Annotated in this window: 18 protein-coding genes; 4 read left to right on the top strand and 14 right to left on the bottom strand. The window is 67.8% G+C overall.

Going from position 1 to position 24,413, the window contains the following annotated elements; translation table 11 throughout:
- Nucleotides 1–595: 595 nt before the first annotated feature.
- Nucleotides 596–1,249: an LON peptidase substrate-binding domain-containing protein gene (locus C1O66_RS02130; RefSeq protein ID WP_102766337.1), complete on the bottom strand. Its 654-nt coding sequence runs from the start codon at nt 1,247–1,249 to the stop codon at nt 596–598.
- Between the two features lie 85 nt (nt 1,250–1,334).
- Complete coding sequence (locus C1O66_RS02125; protein ID WP_102766336.1) at nt 1,335–2,330, bottom strand: patatin-like phospholipase family protein; 996 nt, start codon at nt 2,328–2,330, stop codon at nt 1,335–1,337.
- Nucleotides 2,331–2,500: 170 nt separating this feature from the next.
- On the opposite strand from C1O66_RS02125, the gene C1O66_RS02120 reads away from it, so the two are divergent.
- Nucleotides 2,501–4,918, top strand: a complete 2,418-nt coding sequence (locus C1O66_RS02120; RefSeq protein ID WP_102766335.1) for a penicillin acylase family protein — start codon at nt 2,501–2,503, stop codon at nt 4,916–4,918.
- A 12-nt stretch (nt 4,919–4,930) separates the two neighbouring features.
- On the opposite strand, the gene C1O66_RS02115 is transcribed toward C1O66_RS02120, so the two are convergent.
- Together C1O66_RS02115 and C1O66_RS02110 are read right to left on the bottom strand one after the other, a co-directional pair.
- Entirely contained in the window at nt 4,931–7,192 is a 2,262-nt protein-coding gene (locus tag C1O66_RS02115) for a sensor domain-containing protein (RefSeq protein ID WP_102766334.1), read from the bottom strand.
- A 111-nt stretch (nt 7,193–7,303) separates the two neighbouring features.
- Nucleotides 7,304–7,729, bottom strand: a complete 426-nt coding sequence (locus C1O66_RS02110; protein ID WP_102766333.1) for an Lrp/AsnC family transcriptional regulator — start codon at nt 7,727–7,729, stop codon at nt 7,304–7,306.
- Nucleotides 7,730–7,955: 226 nt separating this feature from the next.
- On the opposite strand from C1O66_RS02110, the gene C1O66_RS02105 reads away from it, so the two are divergent.
- Nucleotides 7,956–9,008: an ornithine cyclodeaminase gene (locus C1O66_RS02105; RefSeq protein WP_102766332.1), complete on the top strand. Its 1,053-nt coding sequence runs from the start codon at nt 7,956–7,958 to the stop codon at nt 9,006–9,008.
- A gap of 48 nt (nt 9,009–9,056) precedes the next feature.
- On the opposite strand, the gene C1O66_RS02100 is transcribed toward C1O66_RS02105, so the two are convergent.
- Entirely contained in the window at nt 9,057–10,289 is a 1,233-nt protein-coding gene (locus C1O66_RS02100) for a hypothetical protein (RefSeq protein WP_102766331.1), read from the bottom strand.
- A gap of 181 nt (nt 10,290–10,470) precedes the next feature.
- The gene (locus C1O66_RS02095) at nt 10,471–10,935 is read right to left on the bottom strand and encodes an HIT family protein (protein ID WP_102766330.1); all 465 of its coding nucleotides are present in this window, start codon (nt 10,933–10,935) and stop codon (nt 10,471–10,473) included.
- Nucleotides 10,936–10,996: 61 nt separating this feature from the next.
- Between C1O66_RS02095 and C1O66_RS02090 the strand changes: the two genes are divergently transcribed.
- Nucleotides 10,997–12,025, top strand: a complete 1,029-nt coding sequence (locus C1O66_RS02090) for a Bug family tripartite tricarboxylate transporter substrate binding protein (protein ID WP_102766329.1) — start codon at nt 10,997–10,999, stop codon at nt 12,023–12,025.
- 86 nt (nt 12,026–12,111) lie between these two features.
- On the opposite strand, the gene C1O66_RS02085 is transcribed toward C1O66_RS02090, so the two are convergent.
- Entirely contained in the window at nt 12,112–16,035 is a 3,924-nt protein-coding gene (locus C1O66_RS02085) for a DUF3683 domain-containing protein (RefSeq protein ID WP_243392690.1), read from the bottom strand.
- Nucleotides 16,036–16,382: 347 nt separating this feature from the next.
- Between C1O66_RS02085 and ugpQ the strand changes: the two genes are divergently transcribed.
- Entirely contained in the window at nt 16,383–17,138 is a 756-nt protein-coding gene (gene ugpQ / locus C1O66_RS02080) for a glycerophosphodiester phosphodiesterase (protein WP_102766327.1), read from the top strand.
- Between the two features lie 15 nt (nt 17,139–17,153).
- Here the strand turns inward: ugpQ and C1O66_RS02075 are convergent, their stop codons facing one another.
- From C1O66_RS02075 to C1O66_RS02045, 7 genes are all read right to left on the bottom strand, one after another.
- Nucleotides 17,154–17,552, bottom strand: coding sequence for a thiol-disulfide oxidoreductase DCC family protein (locus C1O66_RS02075; RefSeq protein ID WP_102766326.1), 399 nt, complete (start codon nt 17,550–17,552; stop codon nt 17,154–17,156).
- Nucleotides 17,549–18,814, bottom strand: coding sequence for an FAD-binding domain-containing protein (locus C1O66_RS02070; RefSeq protein WP_102766325.1), 1,266 nt, complete (start codon nt 18,812–18,814; stop codon nt 17,549–17,551). The genes C1O66_RS02075 and C1O66_RS02070 overlap by 4 nt, the downstream gene beginning before the upstream one ends.
- A gap of 67 nt (nt 18,815–18,881) precedes the next feature.
- Nucleotides 18,882–19,319 (bottom strand): GNAT family N-acetyltransferase, encoded by a 438-nt coding sequence (locus tag C1O66_RS02065; RefSeq protein ID WP_102766611.1) that lies wholly within the window; start codon nt 19,317–19,319, stop codon nt 18,882–18,884.
- Between the two features lie 33 nt (nt 19,320–19,352).
- Nucleotides 19,353–19,922: a GNAT family N-acetyltransferase gene (locus C1O66_RS02060; RefSeq protein ID WP_165794423.1), complete on the bottom strand. Its 570-nt coding sequence runs from the start codon at nt 19,920–19,922 to the stop codon at nt 19,353–19,355.
- Nucleotides 19,923–19,960: 38 nt separating this feature from the next.
- Entirely contained in the window at nt 19,961–21,352 is a 1,392-nt protein-coding gene (locus tag C1O66_RS02055) for an MFS transporter (protein ID WP_102766323.1), read from the bottom strand.
- A gap of 421 nt (nt 21,353–21,773) precedes the next feature.
- Entirely contained in the window at nt 21,774–22,649 is an 876-nt protein-coding gene (locus tag C1O66_RS02050) for a GNAT family N-acetyltransferase (RefSeq protein WP_102766322.1), read from the bottom strand.
- A 32-nt stretch (nt 22,650–22,681) separates the two neighbouring features.
- Nucleotides 22,682–24,391, bottom strand: a complete 1,710-nt coding sequence (locus tag C1O66_RS02045) for a gamma-glutamyltransferase family protein (protein ID WP_102766321.1) — start codon at nt 24,389–24,391, stop codon at nt 22,682–22,684.
- Nucleotides 24,392–24,413 lie beyond the last annotated feature (22 nt).

Below are 24,413 nucleotides of genomic sequence, written 5' to 3'. Positions count from 1 at the left end.
TTGATCTGGCTCGCTGCGGTGGCTTGGCCCGCCGCCGGGCTCATGGTTCGCGGGTCGGCTCGGGCGAGCCGACTCCCCTCGCTGCTCACTCCGCGGCTCAGCGGCGCCAAACTCCCTCCGTTCGCTGCGCTCACTGTGGTCAGACAGTGGCGCCGAGTCAGCGCTTGAAGCGCGCGTGACCGCGCGCCTGAGCCGCTTCGCTGCGCCCTCGGCCGCGCACAAATCGCCCGTCGGCGGGCCGAGCCGCCTCCGAAGATGGCGTTCTCCACCGACGAGGGGCACATTGACCGCGATGCAAGCGCCCTGCAGCCTGGGCCGCTGCCGGGCGATTTGTGAAGGGCCGAGCAGCACAGCGCCTCGGGGCGCGCGCGATCACGCGCGCTTCAATTTCTGACTTGGCGCTTCTGTCTGAACGAAGCGAACGCAGGGAGCGAAGTGAGTTATGCGCCAGCCCCGAGGCGCGAGCAGCGCAGGGGAGTCGGCCCGTCAGGCCCGATCCCCGAACCATGAGCCCGGCGGCGGCGCGGGCTGCAGGGCCTCACGTTGCACCCCAAAAGCCACTCCGAACACAGCAAGGCAAGTGAGGGGCGAAAGCTCAAGCCCGCCCCGCCAACACCCCCGGCTGATCGAGCTGATCGGCCACCAGTTCCAGACGCAGCAAGGGGTTGTCGAGTTGCATCAGGCGCTGGCGCTCCTCGGGGGGCAGGGGCAGCAGCTCGCACCAGCGGTTGGCCAGCCAGCCGCTGTCGTCCCAGCGGTAAGGGGGCTGCACCGGCACATCCACCGCGGCAGCCCCTTGCTCCAGGCTGTGCAGCAGGCTTTGCAAGAGGGTGGAAGTGACCTTCAGGTCGGTGGGCACGGGCACGGCCGCATCCTCGGCCATGGGCTCGATCTGCCCCACCCACAGGCCGCCGGGCAGGCATTCGCTGGACAGCAGGCGAAAGCGCTGGCCGCCACGGCAGCGAATGCGCATCAAGCCGGCTTGCAGCGTTTCGCAATGCTCGATGCGGGCCAGGGTGCCCACGCTCTGAAACCGCTCCTGCACAAAGGCCTCGCCACGCGCCGGGTCGCGGCGGCGCACCTCGCCGCCTTCGATCAGGCTGAGCACGCCGAAGGGCCGGCCCTCGCGCCAGCAGCGCTGCACCATGTCCAGATAGCGCGGCTCAAAGATCTGCAGCTGCAAATAGCCCTCGGGAAAAAGCACCGACTGCAGCGGGAACAAGGGCGTGGCGGAATCGGGTTGGGTCACGGGCGATGCACCAGATGCCGGGAGGCGAGGCCCCTAGCCTAGCCGAGACTGAGCGCCCCGCCCCGGCCTGGGGCTGTCTTGAGTCCTAACGGGTCTTTTCAGCGATGCGCGCACGCAACTGCGACAAGGCGGCCTGCGCCGCCTCGCGGCCGGCCTGGATGGAGCGGCGCCGGGCGCCAAAATCCGCGCTGCCCACGCCATCGAGCTTGGGCCGCACCAGCACATCGGCCTCGCGCAGCTCGAAGTTGTTGATGCTGCGGCCCATGATGGAAAAAGTCTGCATCAGCATGGGGATGGCGCCAGTGCCGGGTTTTTCTTCCGGCGGCGAGGAGATGTCCACCGCAATCACCAGCTCGGCCCCCATCTGGCGCGCATAGCGCACCGGCACCGGGGCGACCAGGCCGCCGTCGACATAGTCTCGGTTGCCAATGCGCACCGGCTGGAACACCGCTGGCACCGAGCTGGAGGCCCGCACCGCCACGCCGGTGTCGCCGCGGCGGAACAGCGAGCCGGAGCCATCCGACAAATCGGTGGCCACCACGCCCAGGGGGATGCGCATCTGCTCGATGTTCTTGCCTCCAGTCTTGTCACGCACATACTTGGCCAGGGCCTCGCCGCGGATCAGGCCGCGGGTCGGGAAGGCCCAGTCGGTGATGGCGCCTTCGTCCATGGTCTCGGCCAGCGTGGCCAGCTCGCGCCCGCTCATGCCCGAGGCGTACAGCGCCGCCACCAAGCTGCCGGCCGAGGTGCCGGCCACCAGATCGACCTTGATGCCGTTTTCCTCCAGCACCTGGATCACGCCGATGTGGGCAAAGCCACGCGCCGCGCCGCCGCCCAGGGCCAGGCCGATCTTGGGCGGCACGGGCGGCGCCTTCACGACCGGCACCACCACGGGCGCCACCGGATCGGCCGGCGCCGGCGTGCTGGGGCTGCTGGGCGCCGGGGCCGGGCCCGAGCCGATCAAGGGCACATGCGAGCAGGCGGCCAGCGTCAGGACCAGCAGGGCGGCACCGAGACGGGCAGGCGCCGCAGCGCGCAGCGCGAGGAACAAGAAGGAGAACTTGGAGGAGATCGCAGACATGGCGCGGATTCTAGGAGGGCGCCCGCTAGCGCCGCCCGTGTGCCCCGACACCCTGCAAAACCCCGAAGGCCGGCCTCACCCGGCGCGGCCACAATCGCGCCCCGACCCGGTGTTTTATCGCTCGGGCCGTTTCGTCTCTCCTCTTGCTGTACCGACGCTGTCCTTTCACCATGAGCTTGTCCGCCACCCCGACCCTGCCTTCCCGTCCCGCCGCGCCGCGCTGGCGCCGCTGGCTGCGCCGCAGCCTGCTCGGCCTGCTGCTGATCGCCGGGCTGCTGGCCATGACGCTCTGGGCCCTGCTGCGCGCCAGCCTGCCGCAGCTGGATGGCCGCATCCAGCTGCCCGGTTTGAGCGCGCCGCTGAGCGTGGCGCGTGACAGCCTGGGCACGGCCGTGCTGCAGGGCGAGAACCGCCTGGACCTGGCCCGCGGCCTGGGTTTTGTTCATGCCCAGGAGCGCTTTTTCGAGATGGACCTGAGCCGCCGCTCGGCCGCCGGCGAGCTGGCTGCCCTGTTCGGCCCCAAGGCCGTGGAGCGCGACCAGGAGCGCCGCCTGCACCGCCTGCGCGCCCGCCTGAGTGAGCGCCTGGCCGGCATGAGCGAGGCCGATCGCGCCCTGCTGCAGGCCTATGCCAGCGGCGTCAACGCCGGCCTGGCCGCCCTGCGCGTGCGGCCCTGGCAGTACCTGCTGCTGCGCGCCGAGCCGCAAGACTGGACGCCGGTCGATTCCCTGCTGGTGATTGGCGAGATGTTCTCCATGCTGCAAAGCGGGGGCATCCAGGGCGGCTTTGAACGCGCCCTGCTGCGCGAGAAGGCCGGCGACACGCTGTTCGACTGGCTCCACCCGCGCGGTGGCCGCTGGGATGCCGCCCTTGACGGCAGCCAGCTGCCGCCTATGCCCCTGCCCGGCCCCGAGCTGCTCAATCTGCAGAAATCGGCCCACAAGCCGGAAGCGCTGGCCCGTGCGACATCGCTCGATGAAGCCCCGGTCGGCAGCAACAACTGGGCCGTGGCGGGCAGCCGCACGGCCGACGGCCGCGCCATCCTGGCCGATGACATGCACCTGAGCCTCTCGGTGCCCAGCATCTGGTACCGCACCCAGCTGCAGCTGGGCCGTGGCGAGGGCGCGCTGCGCGCCGCCGGCCTGAGCCTGCCCGGCGTGCCCAGCCTGATCGTGGGCAGCAACGGCCAGGTGGCCTGGGGCTTCACCAATGCCTACGGCCAGTGGTTCGACTGGATTGCGCTGCCGGCCGAAATTCCGGCCGAGCGCCTGCGTGTGTTCAACGAGCGCATCGAGGTCAAGGGCGAGCCCGCGCGCGCCTTGCGCGTGCAGGTGGTGGACGGCGCCCCCATCGCCAAGACCCTGCAAGGCCGGCGTTATGCCCTGCGCTGGGCGGCGCACCAGGGCGAGGCCTACAACCTGGGTCTGGATCAGTTCCTGCAGGCGCGCAACGTGGACGAGGTGCTCGCTCTGGCCCAGCGCGCCGGCCTGCCGCACCAGAACCTGCTGGTGGCCGACCGCCAGGGCCAGATCGCCTGGACCGTGGCCGGCCGGCTCTGGAGCGGCTCCGGCCTGGGTGAACGTTATGCCAGATTCCAGAGCCTGGACAGCCCGGCCCGGGGCTGGCTGGCGCCGGCCGACTACCCGGTGATCAAGAATCCCAGCCAGGGCCAGCTCTGGACGGCCAACAACCGCCAGGCCGCCGGCGCCTGGGGCGAGCTGATCGGCGATGGTGGCTTTGACCTCGGCGCCCGTGCGCAGCAGGTGCGTGATCGCCTGAGTGAAAGGCCGCGGCACGACGAAGCCAGCCTGGCCGCCATCCAGCTGGACCATGAGGCGCGCTTCATCAAGAGCTGGGCGCGCCGTGCCGAGTCCCGGCTGGCCGCCAGCCCCGCGCCCACCGCCGCCCAGGCCGAGGCCCTGCGCCTGCTCCAGCAATGGAACGGTCAGGCCGCCGCCGACCAGGCCGGCTACCGCCTGGCGCGCAGCGTGCGCCTGCGCTGCCTGGACGCCCTCTGGGACGCCTGGAGCCGCGCCGCGCTGGGCAAGGATTTGGGCGACGAACTGCAAGGCGACGAGAAGACCCGCCTCGGCTGGAAAAAGAACTTCGAGTACAGCGCGGTGCAGGCCCTGGAGCTGCGCCCAGCCCATCTGCTGCCGCCGGGCTTCAGCAGCTGGGAGGCCTTCGAGCTGAGCCAGATCGACGCGGCGATGGCCGAGATGAGCCAGGGCAGCGGCAAGCAACGCCGCCCCCTGGCCGAGGCGACCTGGGGCGAGGCCAATCCGGCGCGCATCCAGCATGTGCTCTCACGCGCGATTCCGGCTCTGAGCCGCTGGCTGGACATGCCGGTCGAGGGCATGGACGGCGACGGCAATCTGCCCCAGGTCATGCAGCAGCGCCACGGCCAGTCGCAGCGCCTGGTGGTGGCGCCCGGCCATGAGGCCCAGGGCCTGCTGTCGATGCCGGGGGGCCAGAGCGGCCACCCGCTCTCGCCCTACTACGGCGCCGGCCATGCCGATTTCATGCGCGCCCGGCCCACGCCGCTGCTGGCCGGGCCGGCCAAGCATCAGCTGGAAGCGCGGCCCTGAAGTGGCACCCGCTCAGATTGCGTAATGCCACAGCTCCGCGTGCTCATCGAGCACGCGGGTGCCGGCAGCCACAAAGGCCGGGAACTCCTCGGCGCGCAGCGGCCGGCTGAACAGATAGCCCTGCACCTCCTTGCAGCCCTGGCTGCGCAGGAACTGCATTTGCTCCAGGGTCTCGACCCCTTCGGCAATGGTCTGCAGGCCCAGGCTGTGGGCCATGCTGATGATGGCGCTGACGATGGCGCGGTCTTCCGGGTCGTCGCCCAGGTCGCGCACAAAGCTCTGGTCGACCTTGAGCTTGTAGACGCGGAACTTCTTGAGATAGCTGAGCGAGGAGTAGCCGGTGCCGAAATCGTCGATGGACAGGCGGATGCCGCGGCGGTGCAAATCGTTCATCACCGCGATGGCGCCCTGCGGGTCGCGCATGGCCACGCCCTCGGTCAGCTCCAGCTCCAGCAGCTCGGCCGGCAGGGCGACTTCATCGAGGATGCGGCTGATCTGACCCGGCAGGTCGTTGTGACGGAACTGCACCGAAGACAGATTCACCGACATCACCAGCGGCGCCATGCCCTGCGCCATCCAGGCCTTGAGCTGCTGCACAGCCGTGCGCATCACCCACTCGCCAATCGGCACGATCAGGCCGGTCGATTCAGCCACCGGGATGAACTCGGCCGGCGAGACCTCGCCCAGCTCCGGGTGGCGCCAGCGCAGCAAGGCCTCGGCTCCGATCACCTGGCCGCTGACCAGGGACACCTGCGGCTGGTAGACCAGGCTGAGCTGGTCGCGCTCGAGCGCGCGGCGCAATGAATTCTCCAGCTGCAGGCCACGCCGGGCCTCGGCCTGCATCAGGCTGGTGAAGAAGCGGAAGCTGTTGCGGCCGTCCTGCTTGGCGCGGTACATGGCGATGTCGGCGCTGCGGCACAGGGCGTCGAAATCGCTGCCATCCGAGGGGTACATGGCGATGCCGATCGAGGGCGTGACATTGAGCTCGTGCTGCTCGATCTGGAAGGGCTGGGCGGCCAGCTCCATGACCTTCTCGGCCACATGGCCGGCGCCGGTGTTGTCGGTGCCGGGCAGGACCAGGATGAACTCATCGCCGCCCAGGCGCGAGACCGTGTCCTGCTCGCGCACGGCGGTTTTGAGGCGGCGCGCCAGAGTCTTAAGCAGCTCATCGCCGAAGCGGTGGCCGAGCGAGTCGTTGACGTTCTTGAAATGGTCGAGATCGAGAAAAACCAGGGCCAGGCTCTCGCCATGGCGGCGTGCGATCTCGATGGCCTGGTGGCAGCGCTCGGCCAGCAGCACGCGGTTGGGCAGGCCGGTCAGCGCGTCGAAATGGGCCAGGCGCTGGATGTGGGCCTCGGCGCGCTGCTGCTCCAGCACCTTTTGCTCCATGGCCAGCACGGTCTGCTGCAACTGGCGGGTGCGTTTCTTGATCAGGTGTTCGAGCTCGTCCTTGGCCTGCACCAGGGCACCCTCGGCGTTCTTGCGCGCGCTGATGTCCATGGTGATCCAGATCGAGCCGCGCGAGAGGTCGCTGACGTCGATGGCCTTGCTGCGCACCTCGCAGTGCACCGGCGTGCCGTCCTTCTTGCGCAGCAGCATCTCGCCTTCGAACGCACGGCCCTGCTTGAAGGGCTCGTAGCAGCGCTGGCCGGCAGCCTCCCAATCGGCATCGCTGAGGTACCACTGACGCGAGGAGCTGCCGTTGAGCTCGCCCGGTTCGTAGCCGAACAAGAGCTCGAAGCTGCGATTGCAACGCGTCACACGGCGGTCGCGCAAGAAGACGATGCCGACCATGGAATGCTCCAGGATCAGCTGCAGCTCGGCCGTCACCGCGGCCAGGGCATCCTGGGCCTGGCGCTGCTCGGTGATGTCGTCGACGATCCAGATCGAACCCTGCGCCGGGTCGTCGGGCGCAATCAATCGGCCCGTCATGCTGGCCCAGAACAGCTCGCCATTGCGGCGCCGCATCAGGCGCTCGGTCTTGTAGCGCTGGCCCGAGGCCATCACCGGGTAGGCCTCGGCGCCCAGCTGCTTGAAGGCCGGCTCATCGGGGTAGAGCTCCACGCTGCTGCGGCCCAGCGGCTCGCTGGCATCGGCATAGCCAAAGATCTCGGCGTAGCGGCCATTGCAGCGCAGGATGACGCGCTGCCGCACGTAGACGATGCCCAGGCCGGCGCTGCCCAGAATGATGTCGCGCTCGCGCAAGGCCAGCTCGAGCTGGCGGTTGACGTCGGAACTCGGCGCGGGATCTGTGGGCAACAAGTCTTCGCTCATCGTGAGGCTGTACGCTGCAAGCCGATGCCGGGCGCCAGGTGTCGCCCAGAGCCCCAAGTGCCGAACTCCACAGCCCGGGGCCAGCTGTGAATGTACATGGCCGCCCGGGATTCAGGCCGCTTTGTAGGTCTGCAAATGAATGCTTGTTTCGGTGGCGCCGATGCCCTTGATCAGGCGCACCCGCTCCAGCACATCGGCCAGCTCGGCCAGGGTGGCGGCGCGCAGCTCGGCCAGCAGATCCCAGCGGCCATTGGTGTCGAAGAGGCCGGCCACGCCGGGCTCGCCCAGCAGGATGCTGATCACCTCGCGGGTTTTGTTGCCCTCTACGGCGATGCTCATCCAGGCGCAAATCTCGTTGGGCGTGACATCGGGCCGCAAGCGCACCGTGTAGCCGACGATGACGCCGGCATCCTCCAGCTTGGCGATGCGGTTGGTCACGGTGCCGCGCGAGACCTTGAGCTTGGCGGCCAGGGTGGCCACGGTGGCGCGGGCGTCGAGGCGCAGCAGCGCCAGCAGTTGTTGATCCAGGGTGTCCATGGGCGAGAAGAAGTGAACGGGTGAATGGGTGAAGGGGCGGTGAGGACGTCGGGTGTTTTGTTCACCCGATCACTTGTTCACTCGTTCACGCCCCACCAAAACTGCCATTTCGCCAATTATGTCTATCGAAATGACAGGAACCCATCACTTTTTGATCAGTTCTTGCTCTTCTCGCTAGCAGCGAGCTTGGGAAGAATCCATCTCAACAGAACAACGGAGACCTCCCATGACCACTTTGCTGAACACACAAGACGTCGCCCGAATGGCCCAAACCCTCGGCATGGCCGAGTTGTTCAAGCGCATGGTGGGCTATCTCGAAGCCGATTACCTGCGCTGGAACGAATTTGACAAATGCGCCCGCGTGGCCAGCCACTCGCCCGATGGCGTGATCGAGCTGATGCCGATTGCCGACGCCAGCCTCTACAGCTTCAAGTACGTCAACGGCCATCCCAAGAACACCCGCGCCGGCCTGCCCACGGTCATGGCCGTGGGCCTGCTGGCCGATGTGGCCACCGGCCGGCCCGAGCTGCTCAGCGAGCTGACCCTGAGCACCGCCATCCGCACCGCCGCCACCTCGGTGATGGCCGCCAAGCAGCTGGCCCGCAAAAACGCCCGCAGCATGGCCTTGATCGGCAATGGCGCGCAGAGCGAGTTCCAGGCCCTGGCCTTCCACCACCTGCTGGGCATCAACGAAATCCGCCTGTTCGACATCGACCCGGCTGCCACCGCCAAGCTGCAGCGCCATCTGAGCGCCCTGCCCGGCTTGCGCCTGATCGCCTGCAAGAGCACGGCCGAGGCCGTGCGCGGCGCCGACATCGTCACCACCGTGACGGCCGACAAGACCAATGCCACCATCCTGACGCCCGAGATGATCGAGCCCGGCATGCACATCAACGGCGTCGGTGGCGACTGCCCCGGCAAGACCGAGATGCACCGCGGCGTCCTGGAGATGGCCTCGGTCTTCGTCGAATTCGAACCGCAATCGCGCATCGAAGGCGATGTGCAGCAGATGCCGGCCGATTTCCCGGTGACCGAGTTCTGGCGCGTGCTCAAGGGCTTGAGCACGGGCCGCGCCAGCGAGCAGGAGATCACCTTCTTCGACTCGGTGGGCTTTGCGCTGGAGGACTACTCCATGCTGCGCCTGCTGCGCGACCTGGCCCGCGAGCTGGGCCTGGGCCAGGACGTGAGCCTGATCCCGCAGATGGCCGACCCCAAGGACTTGTTCGGCCAGCTGGGCCTGAGCCAACCGGCTGCGGCCCTGGCGCAAGCGGCAGCCTGAGCGCGGGCTCCCGGGCGAACTCGATCCGGGTTCAAACCAGGGTCAGGGTCAGGGCAAGTCCAACCGGAACCAGTCTTCCTGGTCCGGCATACGGAGCACAGCACCAGCCGCATGCTGGCTGCGCAGGCGCTGAATTTCGGCATCGACCCGCTGGCGCTCGGCCGCCGCCAGGGTGGACAGGATGAGTTGACCGTGGTGGTGGTTGTGCGCGGCCGCCTCCAACACCGCCTGATGACGCGCCGCCTGTCGAGCACGCCGGCGCTCGGCCGCTTGCTCGGCTTCGGCCCCATGGCCCAAGATCCTGCAGATCCGCTCAAGCACGCGATAGGCGGGCAACGCCACCACATCGCGCACACGCAGGCTCTCAGGCTCGAACAGCGCGCGCAGCAGACCCAGCGCGGTGTTCAGATCGCCCTCCTGCTCGGCCATCAGCGCCAGCTCCAGCTGCACCGGGCGGCTGACCGCATGCCAGCCCTCGGTCTGCGCCTGGCTCAGACAGGCCTCGAAACAACGCCTTGCGGGCTCCAGCTGGCCGCTGCGCCGCAGCCAGCGCGCCTGGTTGGCCTGCCACATGCAGGCCAGGTAGCGCCCCGGCACGGTGGGAAGCAGCGCCTCGGCCTTGGCCGGCAAGCCCTGAGCCCGGGCCAGCACCGATTCCCCCAGATAGGCCAGGCCCATATCGAGGTAGGCATCGTGCAGCGTGCACAGCAGATGCACGGTGTTGGAGACCCGGCGCAGGCGCTCTTGCGGCGGGCTGCTGGCATCGCTGTGCTCCAGCGCCTCGAACATGAACCGCTCGGCGGCCACGCCGTCACCCATGGACAGGTAAGCCATGGCCAGACGCTCCAGAGCCTGGGCCGACAGCAGGCGCTGGCCCAGGTTCAGGGCGTCCTGCAAGGCCACATGGGCCGAGCGCAAGGCCTGCTCGGGCATGGCCAGATTGGCATGCGCAAACGACATCTTGATCATCAGCTCGGCGCGCTGCGCCGAGGCCTGGTCGACCGAGAGCAGGTCCATGCGGGCCGCGCAATCGGCCAGCAACTCGGGGAAGCGGTCCAGCCGTGTCAGGCAATCGCCGCGCAGCTGGTAGATGCGGCGGGCCAACTCGGCCACCGCTGGCTCGGCTTCGCGGCCACGCAAGCGCTCCAGCATCGCCCGTGTGTGCTGCAGCGCGGCATCAAAAGCCTCGGCGGCCACCAAGGCCTCGGCCTGCGTCAAGGACCCCTCGTCCAGCGCGCCACGCCCATCCGGCGCGCCGGGCACATCCACATTCACTGCCATGGCAGACCCAACCGTTCTTGTCTCGCCCGCCCACCCGTTGTTTTTGTGAGTTTTTACTGAGTTTAGGCCGGGCATGAACCTAACCCATGGGGGCATTCAGGGGCTAGGCAGAACGGCTGATTTCAGGCGACATTTGCAGGGGTGGCGCGATGGAACGAGGCACGGCGGGGCGTTCGCATCATCAACCGGGCACTGACTCCAAGGCCTGCAGCACCGCGGCATCCAGAGCCGGCAGCGCCTGGCGCAAGGCCGCCAGGCGCTCGGCATCGGCGCCGCGCTGAGTGGTCGCCCAGATGGGCGCGGGGAAATGCGTGTCCCAATCGAAGCGCGCGATCACATGCCAGTGCAGATGCGGCACCACATTGCCCAGGGTGGCCAGATTGACCTTGGTGGGCTGCAGCTGGCGGCGCAAAGCCTGTTCGACCGCCGTGACCGCCTCCATGCAGACCAGACGATCCGCCGCGGCCAGATCGCTGAACTCGGCCACATGGGCTTGCCAGATCACGCGGTAGAAGGCCGGGAAATCCGCATCCTGCACCCGCACCACGCGGTAGCGCGGCCGCTGCAGCAGCAGCTCCACACCCGGCTCAGGCGCGGTGAGCAGCGCATCACGGCACAAAGGGCAATCACTGAGAGAGGCAGACATATCGACAAGCCTGGGCTGACTAAGATGCGCCGACTGTAGCAATGCACCTGAGGAGAGCCCGATGAGGAAGAAGAACCATGGCGGCCCACAACAACAACGGCGCCGCTGGACCCACGCCCTGGTCGCCTTGACCGGCCTGACCCTGCTGGGCACTAGCGGCAGCAGCGCTTGGGCGCAAAGCGGCAACGCCAGCAACTGGCCAGCCCACCCGATCAAATGGATCGTGGCCTACCCAGCCGGCGGCGGCTCGGATTTTCTGGCCCGCCAGCTGGCGCCGCAGCTGAGCAAGCAGCTGGGCCAGCAAATCGTCATCGACAACCGGCCCGGCGCCGGCGGCAGCATCGGCACGGATGCGGCCGCCAAATCGTCGGCCGACGGCTACACCTGGCTCAGCGGCGACAACGGCGCCATGGTCTTCAACAGCGCCATGTACAAAAAACTGCCCTACACAGCCAGCGATTTCCAGGCGGTCGGCCTGATGGCCCGCTTCCCCCTGCTGCTGGTGGTCAACCCGCAGGCCGGCTTCAGCAGCGTGGGCCAATGGCTGTCCGATATGAAGAAGAACCCGGGCAAGTTCAGCTACGCTTCGCCCGGCGTGGGCAGTCCGCACCACCTGGCCATGGAGATGCTCAAGGAACGCAGCGGCAGCTTCATCGTCCATGTGCCTTACCGCGGCACGGCCAATGCGGTGCAGGACCTGCTGGCCGGCGTGGTGCCCATGGCCATCCTCGACACCGCCGCGGGCCTGCCGCAAATCCGCAGCGGCAAGCTGCGCGCCCTGGCCGTGCTCAGCGGCAAGCGCGTGGCGCAGCTGCCCGATGTCCCTACCTTCGACGAGTTGGGGCTCAAAGGCGTGGATGTCTCAGCCTGGCAAGGCCTGTTCCTGCCTCGGGGCACGCCCGAGGCTGTGACCACACGCCTCAGTTCCGAGTTGAATCGGACACTGCAAATGCCTGAGGTGAAAGCAAGGCTGGAGGAGTTCGGCCTTGAAGTGACGCCCAGCGACGCGGCCAGCCTGGGCCGATTCGTGCAGCAGGAAACCCAGACCTGGCACCGGCTGATCCGCGAGCGGAAGTTGTCGGCCGAATGAGAAATCCAGAGTGAAGGTGTGAACCGGTGAGCGGCGCTGCGCGCCTGGTGAACCATTCACCTGTTCACCTGTTCACCTGTTCACCTTCAAACAAGAACCCGCTCAATGCCGCCGTTATTGGCCTGAGCCACGTACTGCGGCATCCAGTCTTCGCCGAGGATCTGGCGGGCCATTTCGACGACGATGTAGTCGGCCTCCAGCAGGCCGTTCTGCAGATCACCGCCGTAGCGTGACAGGCCTTGCAGGCAGCTCGGGCAGCTGGTCAGGATCTTCAGGTTGTCGGCGGCCGCGACCTTGCCGCTCTCGCGCAGCTGAGTCTCGGTCTTGCGCAGCTCCTCTTCCTTGCGGAAGCGGATCTGGGTCGAGATGTCCGGCCGGGTCACGCCCAGGGTGCCGCTTTCGCCGCAGCAGCGCTTGCTCTCGACCACGTTGTCACCGACCAGGGCCTTGACCGTCTTCATCGGCTCCTGCAGCTTCATGGGTGTGTGGCAGGGGTCGTGGTAGAGGTAGCTCTTGTCGCTGCCGAGCGTGATGCCTTTTTCCAGCAGGTACTCGTGGATGTCGATGATGCGGCAGCCGGGGAAGATCTCCTCGAACTTGTAGCCCTGCAGCTGGTCGTAGCAGGTGCCACAAGAAACCACCACGGTCTTGATGTCCAGGTAGTTCAAGGTGTTGGCCACGCGGTGGAAGAGCACCCGGTTGTCGGTGATCATCTTCTCAGCCTTGTCGAACTGGCCCGAGCCGCGCTGCGGATAACCGCAGCACAGATAACCCGGTGGCAGCACGGTCTGCACGCCGGCGTGCCAGAGCATGGCCTGGGTGGCCAGGCCCACCTGGCTGAACAGGCGCTCGGAGCCGCAGCCGGGGAAATAGAACACGGCTTCCGTCTCGGCCGTGGTGGCGGCCGGGTTGCGGATGATGGGCACGTAGTCCTTGTCCTCGATGTCCAGCAGGGCCCGCGCCGTCTTCTTGGGCAGGCCGCCGGGCAGCTTCTTGTTGATGAAGTGGATGACCTGTTCCTTGATCGGCGCCGGGCCCAGGGTGGCGCGCGGGGCCTCGGTCTGCTTCTTGGCAAAGGTCTTCAGCACATCGTGCGCCAGGCGCTGGGCCTTGAAGCCCACGCCCACCATGGCCGCCCGGGCCATCTTGATGGTCTCGGGGTTGGTGGCATTGAGCATGAACATGGCCGCGGCATTGCCGGGGCGGAAGCTCTTCTGACCCATCTTGCGCAAGAGGTTGCGCATATTCATGGTCACATCACCGAAGTCGATCTTGACCGGGCAGGGGTTGGCGCATTTGTGGCAGACCGTGCAGTGGTCGGCCACATCCTCGAACTCTTCCCAATGCTTGATCGAGATGCCACGGCGGGTCTGCTCCTCGTACAAGAAAGCCTCGACCAGCAAGGAAGTGGCCAGGATCTTGTTGCGCGGTGAATAGAGCAGATTGGCGCGCGGCACATGGGTGGCGCAAACCGGCTTGCACTTGCCGCAGCGCAGGCAGTCCTTGATGCTGTCGCTGATGGCGCCGATATCGCTCTGCTGCATGATCAGCGACTCATGGCCCATCAGGCCGAAGCTGGGCGTGTAGGCATTGGTCAGGTCGGCAAAGGTGCCGTGGGTGGAGGCCTTGGGGCGCAGCAGCTTGCCCTTGTTGAAGCGGCCCTCGGGGTCGACGCGCAGCTTGTAGTCGGCAAAATCGGCCAGCTCGGCATCGCTGAGGAACTCCAGCTTGGTGATGCCGATGCCGTGCTCGCCCGAGATCACGCCGTCCAGGCTGCGCGCCAGCTTCATGATGCGGCCCACCGCCTCATGCGCCGTCTGCAGCATCTCGTAGTTGTCGGAGTTGACGGGGATGTTGGTGTGCACATTGCCGTCGCCGGCATGCATGTGCAAGGCCACCCAGACCCGGCCGCGCAGCACCTCCTGGTGAATGCGCTTGCACTCCTCCAGGATCTGCGCAAACGCCGCGCCGCTGAAGATGGCTTGCAGGGGCTTGAAGATCTGCGTCTTCCAGGATGCACGCAGGCTGTGGTCTTGCAGCTGATCGAAGTAACTTCCGCCTTCCTCGGGGCGGGGCAGGTCCAGCTCATCTTTCCAACGTTGCCACTGCGCCCCCACCTCGGCCAGCAGGGCCAGGGCTTGCTGCACGCGGTCGCCCAGCAGCTCGGCGCTGGGAATCTCGCCAGCGTCGTCGCTCTTGCCCAGGGGCAGCTTGGCGGTGCTGAACAACTGCTGCAGCGCGCCGACCAGGGCCAGCTTGTTGCGCAGCGACAGCTCGATATTGATGCGCTCGATGCCCAGGGTGTACTCGCCCATGCGCGGCAACGGGATCACCACATCCTCGTTCACCTTGAAGGCATTGGTGTGCTTGGAGATGGCGGCCGTGCGCTTGCGGTCCAGCCAGAACTTCTTGCGCGCGTCGGCGCTGATGGCGACAAAGCCTTCGCCGTTGCGGCCATTGGCCAGGCGCACCACCTCCGAGGTGGCGCGGGCCACGGCATCGGCATCCTCACCGACGATGTCCCCGACCAGCACCATCTTGGGCAGGCCGTTGGAGGACGCGCCGGCCAGATGGGCGCGCTTGCTCTTGGTCGAATAACCCACGGCCTTGAGGTAGCGGTCGTCCAGATGCTCCAGGCCCGCCAGCACCGCGCCGCCGGGGCGCTTCGCCTCGGCAAACATGAAGTCCTTGATGTCGACGATGGCCGGCACGCAGTCCTTGGGGTTGCCGAAGAACTCCAGGCAGACCGTGCGCACATGGGCCGGCATCTTGTGCACGACCCAGCGGGCGCTGGTGATCAGGCCGTCGCAGCCCTCTTTCTGGATGCCGGGCAGACCGGCCAGGAATTTGTCAGTGACGTCCTTGCCCAGGCCTTCCTTGCGGAAGGTGCGGCCCGGGATGTCCAGGCGCTCGCTGCGCTCCAGCTTCTTGCCGCTGGCGTCGAAATAGCGCAGCTCGAAACTGGCCACCTCCACATCATGGATCTTGCCCATATTGTGGTTGAGGCGGGTCACCTCCAGCCATTTGGCCTCGGGCGTGACCATGCGCCAGCTGGCCAGGTTGTCGAGCGCCGTGCCCCAGAGCACGGCCTTCTTGCCGCCGGCGTTCATGGCGATATTGCCGCCCACGCAAGAGGCCTCGGCGCTGGTCGGGTCGACCGCAAACACAAAACCATGCTGCTCGGCCAGATCGGACACGCGCTGCGTCACCACACCGGCCTCGCTCCAGATCGTGGCCACTTCGCGGTCCAGGCCGGGCAAACGCAGCATCTCGACGCCGCGCAGGCCTTCGAGCTTTTCGGTGTTGATGACCGCGCTGTTCCAAACCAGGGGCACGGCGCCGCCGGTGTAGCCGGTGCCGCCGCCACGCGGGATGATGGTCAGGCCCAGCTCCACACAGCCCTTGACCAGCTGGGCCATCTCGGCCTCGCTGTCCGGGGTCAGCACAACAAAGGGGTACTCGACACGCCAGTCGGTCGCGTCGGTGACGTGAGAGACGCGGGCCAGGCCGTCGAACTTGATGTTGTCGCGCGCCGTGGTCTTGCCCAGCAGGCGGATGGTGCGGCGGCGCAGCTCGGCCACCTGCTCGAACTGGCTGGCGAACTGGCGCACCGCCTCTTGCGCGGCCTTCAGCAGCTGGCCGACATCGGCATCGCGTTGGGCGTCAGTGCTGGGGTCGCGGCGCCGTTCCACCTCGCTCAAGCGGTGCTGCAAGGCTTCGATCAAGAGGCCGCGGCGCTTGGGGTTGTCCAGCAGATCGTCTTGCAGATAGGGGTTGCGCTGCACCACCCAGATGTCACCGAGCACCTCGTAAAGCATACGGGCCGAGCGGCCGGTGCGGCGCTCTTCGCGCAGCTTGTCCAGCAGGGCCCAGGCGGGCTCGCCGAGCAGGCGGATGACGATCTCGCGGTCGGAGAAGGAGGTGTAGTTGTAGGGAATCTCGCGCAGGCGGGGGGATGCTGCATGGGCCGCATCGGCAGCGGCGTTCGGGGCAGCGGGATCTTCAAGCATCAACGGATGCGGTGCATTCATGGCGGCCAGGTGCGGGCGACACACCCTTGGTTGGCTGCGGCCAGGCCCCCCGGGCTCTGGCGCCCGAAAAGCCCAGCCACAAGGCTGGGGAATTGGCTGGAACGAACGGACCCAGGGCATCGACGGGCTTGTGGCCCAGGCCTGTCAGGGCCGGCCCTGCGCCACACCGGCAACCGCCGGCGGATCGCGCGGCCGGGCCTTGCACGCTCGGGCCGTGATCGTACCGCAGCGCAGCATTTGCCCTGCCCTCCGGCGGCGATTGGCCTTGCGACTGGAGCGCCCTCTCCAGGGCTAACATCGTGTCGCCCTCAGCTGAATCCGCTGCCATGAACATCGCGTCCACGCCCGCCTGGCCCCTGCCCTTCTGGATCGCCCACCGCGGCGCCGGCAAGCTGGCACCCGAGAACACCCTGGCCGCCTTCCGCCTCGGTGCCGCCCATGGCTACCGGGCTTTTGAGTGCGATGTGAAGCTGAGCCTGGACGGCGTTCCCTTCCTGCTGCACGACAGCAGCCTGCGCCGCACCAGCACGGGCTCGGGCCTGGCCAGCGCGCAGAGCTGGTCGGACCTGAGCCGCCTGGACGCTGGCAGTTGGCACAGCCGCGCTCATGCGGGCGAGCCCCTGGCCAGCCTGGAGGCCGTGGCCCGCTTCGTCCAAGCCAACCGCTTTGGCCTCAATCTGGAACTCAAACCGACGCCGGGCCAGGAGCGCCTGACCGGCCAGGTCGTGGGCCGCGAAGTGCTGCGGCTTTGGGGCGGTGTGGAGGCGCACTTACCCCTGCTCAGCTCTTTCGAGCCCGTCGCCCTGGAAGGTGCCCGCGAGACTGCCCCCGGCGTGCCGCGCGGACTCTTGCTCGACAGCCCGCGCGAAAGCTGGCTTGACGAGGCGCAAAGCCTGGGCTGCGTGGCCGTCATCACCAACTACCGCCTGATGGACGCGGCGCGCGTGCAAGCCATCCACGCGGCCGGCATGAAGGCCCTGGTCTACACCGCCAACGACGAATCGGTCGTGGCCTGGCTGCGGGCCAACGGGGTGGACGGCATCATCACCGACGCGGTGGATCGCTTCGCGCCCGGCGACTGAGCATGCCAGCGCGCTTCAGTCGGGCTTCCAGCGCCGAAATCCCCGCTGCACGGCCGGCCGCACGCGCAAGAAACCAAGGTAAGCCCACTCCATCAAACGCGCCACGCCAGGCAACCGCCCCAGCCAGGCCAGCCAGCGCCAGCCGGGCAGCCGCGCCCACAGGGCCAGAAAAGCCTCGGCGCCGCTAAGCAAGCGCCCGTCGGGCAGCTGCACATGGAAGCGCGCCAGCAGCTCCGCCTGCGTGCGCCCTGCCGGCAAGACCTGGGCCGGGTCGCTGACATCGGCAAAGCAGACCGGCTGACCCTCGGCCTGGCCGCGGTAGAGCGCGATCTCGCGCCGGCACAAAGGGCAGGCGCCGTCGAAAAGCACGGTCAGCGAATCGCTGGGCGCGGGCTCACAGGTTTTCGGCTTCATCGTGGTTCCCTCGACAGCAAGTCTTCGGTGCTGCTGAGGCCACGCGTGCTGCGGGTCCACCAGGCCGAGAAGGACGCACAGCACGGCGTCACCTCTGGAAAGAGCGCCGGATCGGGCAGGCACTCGGCCCAGCGGGGCAGCCAGGCTTGAAGATGCGGCTCGGCGCGGCAGCGCACCCGGCGCGCGCCGCTCAAGGCCTGCCCCAGCGCCGCGGCATCCGTCCACCACATCACCGCGCCCAGCTCGGCCATGCGTGCAGCCACCCAGCGCCAGCGCCGCTCGCTCCAGGGCCAGACCTGGTGGAAGTCCTGCAGCCAGAGGCCGATCACCCGAGTGTCGGGCGGCAAGTCGGCCGGCAGCGCGCCCAGGCTCCAGGGGTGCACCAGCCACACCTCGCGGCCAGCCACCTGGCTCGCATCGGGTGACTGGATCGCCAAACCCGGGGGTGGCGCGGACAGCAAGGTGGGTGCTTCCCTCGGGGCCGGCCGCTCGGTCGTTCCCTCCAGCAGCGCCGGCTGGGGTTGACGCGCCAGCTGATCGAGGGCTTCGTAGCTGGCATCGATCACCGTGCCCGGGCTGTGCCAGCTTGCGGGGGCATAACGCGCCACATTCTCGGCATTGAACAAATAGGGCTTGCGGCTGCCGGTGCCGGCCACCCATTGCCAGCTCAGGTGGTTGCTGGCCAGATCACCGTCGAGCAAATGGCCGTAGAGCCAGTCGGCGCCGCTGCGCCAGTGGATCTTGCGCACATGGACCAGATAGCTGGCCAGCCACATGCGCGCGTGGTTGTGCAGCAGGCCGGTCTCGTAGAGCGTGCGAACCGCCTGGTCGATCACCGGCACACCAGTGCGGGCCTCGCGCACATCGGCCGGCAGCTCGCGGGCATAGGCCGCATCGGGCAGAGGCCCTTCGTGCAGCGAGGCAAAAATCGCCTCGCCCCGGTGCTGCCAGACGTGGCGAAAGTAAGCGCGCCAGCCGAGCTCGAACACCAGCTTGTGCTGCACCTCCAGCGCATGGCGCTGCTGCACGCCGGCCAGGACCTCGGCCAGGCTCACCAAGCCATGGGTGAGGTAGGGCGACAAACCGGTGACCGCGCCGTCAAGTGCATTGCGACTGCGCGCATACGCCGCCGGGTCAACCACCGCGATGCGCGCCCGCGCAGCGGCCAGGCTGGGCTCGGTGGCTGACTCAGGCGCCCGCAGTTCATGGCCATGGGCCCGCGAGGGCCGGTGCCAGCTCTTGCCTATCGTGTCGTCGTCCATGCCTGCGGGTCCTTGAAGCGCTCAGCGCGCAGCATAGGTTCGCGGGCATGGCCGCGCTGGGCCGGGGCTATTCAGGCGATGCTGGCGATACGGGCGATTCGGAGGCCTCAGCACATCGCGTGTACTGCATGCCCGGTCGGCCCGGCAGCCGCGGCGTGAAACCGCCCTTCTCGTAAAAGGCTTGCTTGCCCTCGGCGCAGAAGAGCTGGATGTCGCGCAAGCCCTGCTGCAGGCAATGTTGAACCAGGCGATCGAGCAGCTGCGCACCCAGGCCCTGTCCCTGCCAGGGTGGCAGCACGATCATCTCGGTGATGAAGGCGTGCAGAACCCCATCCGAGATCACCCGACCGAAGCCCACCAGCTCCTCACCGGCATAGGCCGCACACTGCGCCCAGGAACCCGCCAGGGCGCGCGCATAAAACAAAGGTTCCCGCTCCACGCCTCCGGCCCAGCCGGTGCTGTCGTACAGCCGCTGAAAGGCCGCGGCGTCTGGCGGGCCACTCATGTCAAAACGGATCGATTCCGAAGCGCTCATCGATCACAGGCCCAGGCGTGCGTACACGCAAGTGTTCCTCGGCTCCCCCTGCGGCGACAGGCTGTCGCAGCGCAAGATGCCTTCGAGCTCAAAGCCGCAGCGCTCCGCCACGGCGCGGCTGGCGAGGTTGCCTTCATCCATGCGGATCTCGACCCGGCGAGCACGCAGCTGCTCGAAGGCCATGTGGCTCAGGGCCATCACGGCCTCGCTCATGAAGCCCTGGCCCTGGGCGCTGGCGCGCAGCCAGTAACCGATCTCGAAGCGGCGCACGGTCCAGTCCATGCGGTGCAAGCCGGTGCCGCCGAGCAGGCGGCGGCCTTCGGGCGCGCGGTCGTAGATCTGGTAGCAAAGATCGCGGCGGGCGATGAAGTCGGCCTGCTGGCGGCGTGCCACCGCTTCAGATTCTTCAAAGCTGGGCACCTGCTGGGCCCAGGGCATCCAGGGGCTGAGCAGGCCGATGGACTCGGCCACGGCCACGCTCAGCGCCGGGCCGATGCCGGGCCGCGGCGCGGCCAGCAGCAGGCGCTCGGTGCTGATCGTCTCGGGGACCTCGATCAGGATGGGGTCGGGCACCGCCGACCCAGAAACAGCGGGGTCAGGTCTTGCCTCGCTCATTTGTTCGGCCCCAGGTCCAACGCCAGGCCGCTGGCGCCGGCCACGCCTTGCGGGTTCTGGTCTTCCAGATCCTCGGCCTTGGGCAGCTCGCGCACATCGCGAATGACCGGGTGGCGCCAGGCGATCAAGGCCAGGCAGAGCGCGCCCACACCGGCGAAGAGCAGCGAGGAACGCAGGCCCACATGCTCACCGAGCCAGCCGCCCAGCAGCGCACCCGGGCCGGCTGGAATCAGGATCAACCAGCGCATGGTGCTGGTCATGCGGCCCAGCATGGGCGCCGGCGTCACCGCTTGGCGCAGGGACAGGAAGTTGATGAAGATCAGCACCGCACCGACGCCGAACATGAAGAGCATGAAAGCAAAAGCCGCCACACCCCAGGCATTGGCCGGCATCAATCCGAGGAGCAGCCAGCCGAAACCCGAGCTGGCCACGCCCAGCACCAGGCAAGGGCCCGGCCCGACCTTGGCACTGATGCGGTGGCCGAACACACTGGCCAGCACCGTGCCGGCGCCCAGGGCCACATAGCTCAGGCCCACCTCTTGCGCGCTCAGCCCCAAGCTGCGGGTGGCAAACAGGATCTGCACCACCTGCGCGGCGTTGTAGCAAAGCTGCCAGCTGCCCACCGTGCAGGCCAGGCTGACCAGCAGCGCACGCTCGCGCACGAACTGAACGCCGGCCTTGAGGTCGCGCCAGAAATCTGCCTGCCCGCTCGGCGTCAGCTGCTCCTGCACCTTGATGCCACGCAGGATCAGGGCCGAGAACAGCACCAGCACGGCATCCACCGCCAGGGCCATGGGCGCACCCAAGAGCTTGATCAGCACTCCGGCCACGCCGGGGCCGGCCACTTCGGCGCCGCTGGAGGCGAGCGCATTCTTGGCATGGGCCTCGACCAGGCGGTCGCGGCTGACCACCTGGGTCAGCACAATTTGCGAGGCACTGCCAGCGATGGTGTAGACCGTGCCGAGCACAAAGCCGACCACATACAGCCAAGTCATGGTGAGCCAGCCCATCCAGGCAGCCAGGGGCACGGTGGCCACGGCCAGGCCCAGAAAAGCCTCACCGAAGATATAGACGGGCAGCTTGCGCACGCGGTCCAGCCAGACACCACCTGGCAACGAGAACAGCACAAAGGGCGCGATCTCCATCGAGGTCAGCAAGCCCATCTGCGTGGGGCTGGCATTGAGCAGCACGGCCGCCGTCAGCGGCAGGGCCAGCATCGTGATCTGCCCGCCCAGGGAGCTGATCAGGATAGAAGTCCAGAGCCGGCGGTAGATCGCGTCACGCAGCAGATCGCCAGGCGGCAGGGTCAGCAGGCGGCGCATTCGCTCGAACAGCAAGCCCGGCCAGAGGCCGGGGCGCGACAAGGATGCAAAAAAGCGGGTAGCCATGAGAAACACACTCCGAAACGGTTCCCGGTGTGCGGCTCACCACGCGCAGGGCGGGAGCCGAAGCACAAGCAGGACATTCCGCCCTGGCGGCGAAATGCGAGAAACAAACAAGAGACAAAGGCGGAACAGGGTGAGCTGGAAGCGAAGCAGCAGGCCGGCAAATCAAAGGCACGGCGGCTCACCGAGGAGAGGGGTCAACCGAAGCAGCGCCGCGTCAATGCGGGCAGTCGGCGGCAGCCTGGGGCCAGGCTGCGACTCGCGCGCAGGCGAGCGCCGCACGGGGTGTGCGTCGTCGGGTGCGGTCGAGGAGCTTGGTCATGGTCTGATCTGTATCAAGAGCGGCCATGCTAACAGCGGGCCATGAGGCCGGGCAAGTGCGTGGGGTCACGCCCCCTGCAGCTCGGGGGCGCAGCGCGAACCCTCAACGCTGATTCGGCGCCTGATCCCGGGTCGGTCTTCTCTGCGCGCAGATGGCCCGTACATCGCCGGCCAGCGCACGCGAAAAACCCAGCGATTCGTAGATGCCGATGGCCACATCGTCCGGGTCGGCGCACATGACCAGGCGCTCCAGCCCCCACGTCTGCAAGCCCTGCCCCACCACCGCATCGATCAAGGCCGTGCACAGGCCGCGGCGCCGCCAGGCCGGGTGCGTGCCGACATGCTGAAAGCGGCCCAGCTCGGGCCGGCCGAGTTGCGCGGCCCGGAACAGGCCGCAATCGGCCACCAGCTGCTCGCCTGCGAAGACAGCGAACCAGGAACCCAGACCGGCCGCCTGCATCGCGGCATAGCGGCGCATCTGGCGCTCGCGGTGCACGCGATAGCCGAAGGGCTCGTAGCCCGCGTCATTGCTTTCGCACTGCAGATCGAGCACGGCGGCCAGTTCACCCTCCTGCGTCAGGTCCAGCGCGCGGATGTGGAACTCGGGCGCCAAAGCTCGCTGCGGGCGGCGCCAGGCCGCGGCCGTGACGGCCAGGGTGGCGCTGCCAAAGATCTCGAAGCCGGCCGCTGCCCAGCTCAGGAGCGGCTCATGCGGCGCGGCCGCATCAAAACCGATGGCCACATGGCCGGATTCGCGCGTGTGCTGGCCCACCTCCTCTTCAAAGCGCTGCAGCCAATGCGTCAGCTCGGTATCGCGCGGCGGCTCGGGCAGGATCAAGGCATTGCCCCAGTAGAACAGCGGGTTGCCGGGCATGCGCAGCACCAGGCAATCGGGCCGCTCGATCATCTGCCCGTCGAAGCGGGCAAAGATCAGATCGGTCTGCCAACCCAGGGACAGGCGCTCGATCAGGCCAGGCATGGTCGGCACGCAGGCAAGACCTGACCCTCGCTTCAGAAGCCCACCGCGGCGCCGTCGCGGCGCGGGTCGCTGGCGGCCACATAGCCTTCCACCGCCGGGTCGCCCAGGCGCCAGATGAATTGGCCGGCGCCGAAGTCTTGATAACTGTCGTGGATGTCGCCAATCTGATGGCCCAGCTCGCGCAGGCCGGCCACCGTGGCCGGCGGCATGTGCGGCTCGACATTGAGCGACAGGCCTTCGTTGAAGCGCCAGCGCGGTGCGTCGCAGGCGGTCTGCGGCTGCTGGCCATAGTCCAGCATGCGCACCAGGGTCTGCATATGGCCTTGCGGCTGCATATTGCCGCCCATCACGCCGAAGCTCATCACTGGAACCCGACTCGGAATTTGTGGGTCAGGCGCTGCCGCCGGGCCGCCCCAAGGCGGCGCCGCGCCCCCTCGGGGGGCAGGAGCCGCAGGCGACGTGGGGGCTGTCAGAAACGCGGGGATGATGGTGTGGAATGGGCGCTTGCCGGGCGCGACCACGTTCGGGTGGCCCGCTTCCAGCGTGAAGCAGTGGCCCCGGTTCTGCAAGGACACACCGTAGCCGGGCAGCACGAGGCCGGAGCCAAAGCCCATGTAATTGCTCTGGATGAAGCTGACCATCATGCCGCTCTCGTCGGCTGCAGTCAGGTAGATGGTGCCGCCCTTGACCGGGTTGCCGCACTGGAAATCCTGGGCACGATTCGGGTCGATCAAGGCCGCGCGGCGGGCCAGGTACTGCTCGTCCAGCAGCTCGGCCGCGCTCACATCCATGCTGCGCGGGTCGGCGACATAACGGTACACATCGGCGAAGGCCAGCTTCATGGCCTCGATCTGCAGATGCTGGCCGGCCACGCTGTCCACCGCATGACTGCGCAGATCGCGGTGCTTGAGAATGCCCAGGGCGATCAGGGCCGCAATGCCCTGGCCATTGGGCGGAATCTCGTGCAACTCATGGCCGGCATAGCTTTGCGAGATCGGCGTCACCCACTCTGGCTGGTAGGCGGCAAAGTCGGCCGCGGTGATGGCGCCGCCGGTGCTGCGCGCAAAGGCCTCGACGGCCGCGGCCACCTCGCCGCGGTAGAACGCTTCGCCCTTGCTCTCGGCAATCAGGCGCAGGGTGCGGGCTGCCGCCGGAAACTTGAACAGCTCGCCCACCTGGGGCGCGCGGCCGCGCGGCAAGAAGGCTTCGGCGAAGCCGGGCTGGCTGGTCAGGTCGGCCAGCTCCGCCGCCATCGCCCATTTGCTTTGCACCACCACCGGCACGGCATAGCCGCGCTCGGCGATCTCGATGGCCGGGGCCATCAAGTCGGCAAAGGGCAGCTTGCCAAAGCGCTCGCTCAAAGCCACCCAGCCGGCCACGGCGCCCGGCACGGTGACGCCGCCCCAGCCGCGCTTGGGCGGAGTTTTCGCATCCGTGCCATAGGTCTTGAAGAAGTGTTCGGGTGTCCAGGCCTGGGGCGCCGTGCCCGAGGCATTGAGGCCGTGCAGCTGCTGGCCGTCCCAGAGGATGCAAAACGCGTCCGAGCCCAGGCCATTGCTGCAGGGTTCGACCAGGGTCATGCAGGCGGCCGTGGCAATCGCCGCATCGACGGCATTGCCGCCCAGGGCCAAGATGCGCAAGCCCGCTTGCGCGGCCAGCGGGTGCGAGGTGGACACGATGTTGCGCGCGAACAGCGGGCTGCGTGTGCTCGGGTAAGGGTTCTGCCAGTCGAAAGCCTGCATCGCGAAGTCTCCTGTGTGGGCC

It is taken from the genome of Paucibacter aquatile (assembly GCF_002885975.1).
Classification (GTDB): domain Bacteria; phylum Pseudomonadota; class Gammaproteobacteria; order Burkholderiales; family Burkholderiaceae_C; genus Paucibacter_A; species Paucibacter_A aquatilis.
Note: the sequence above shows the minus strand (reverse complement) of the source record. Positions and strands in the feature narration are given on the sequence as shown.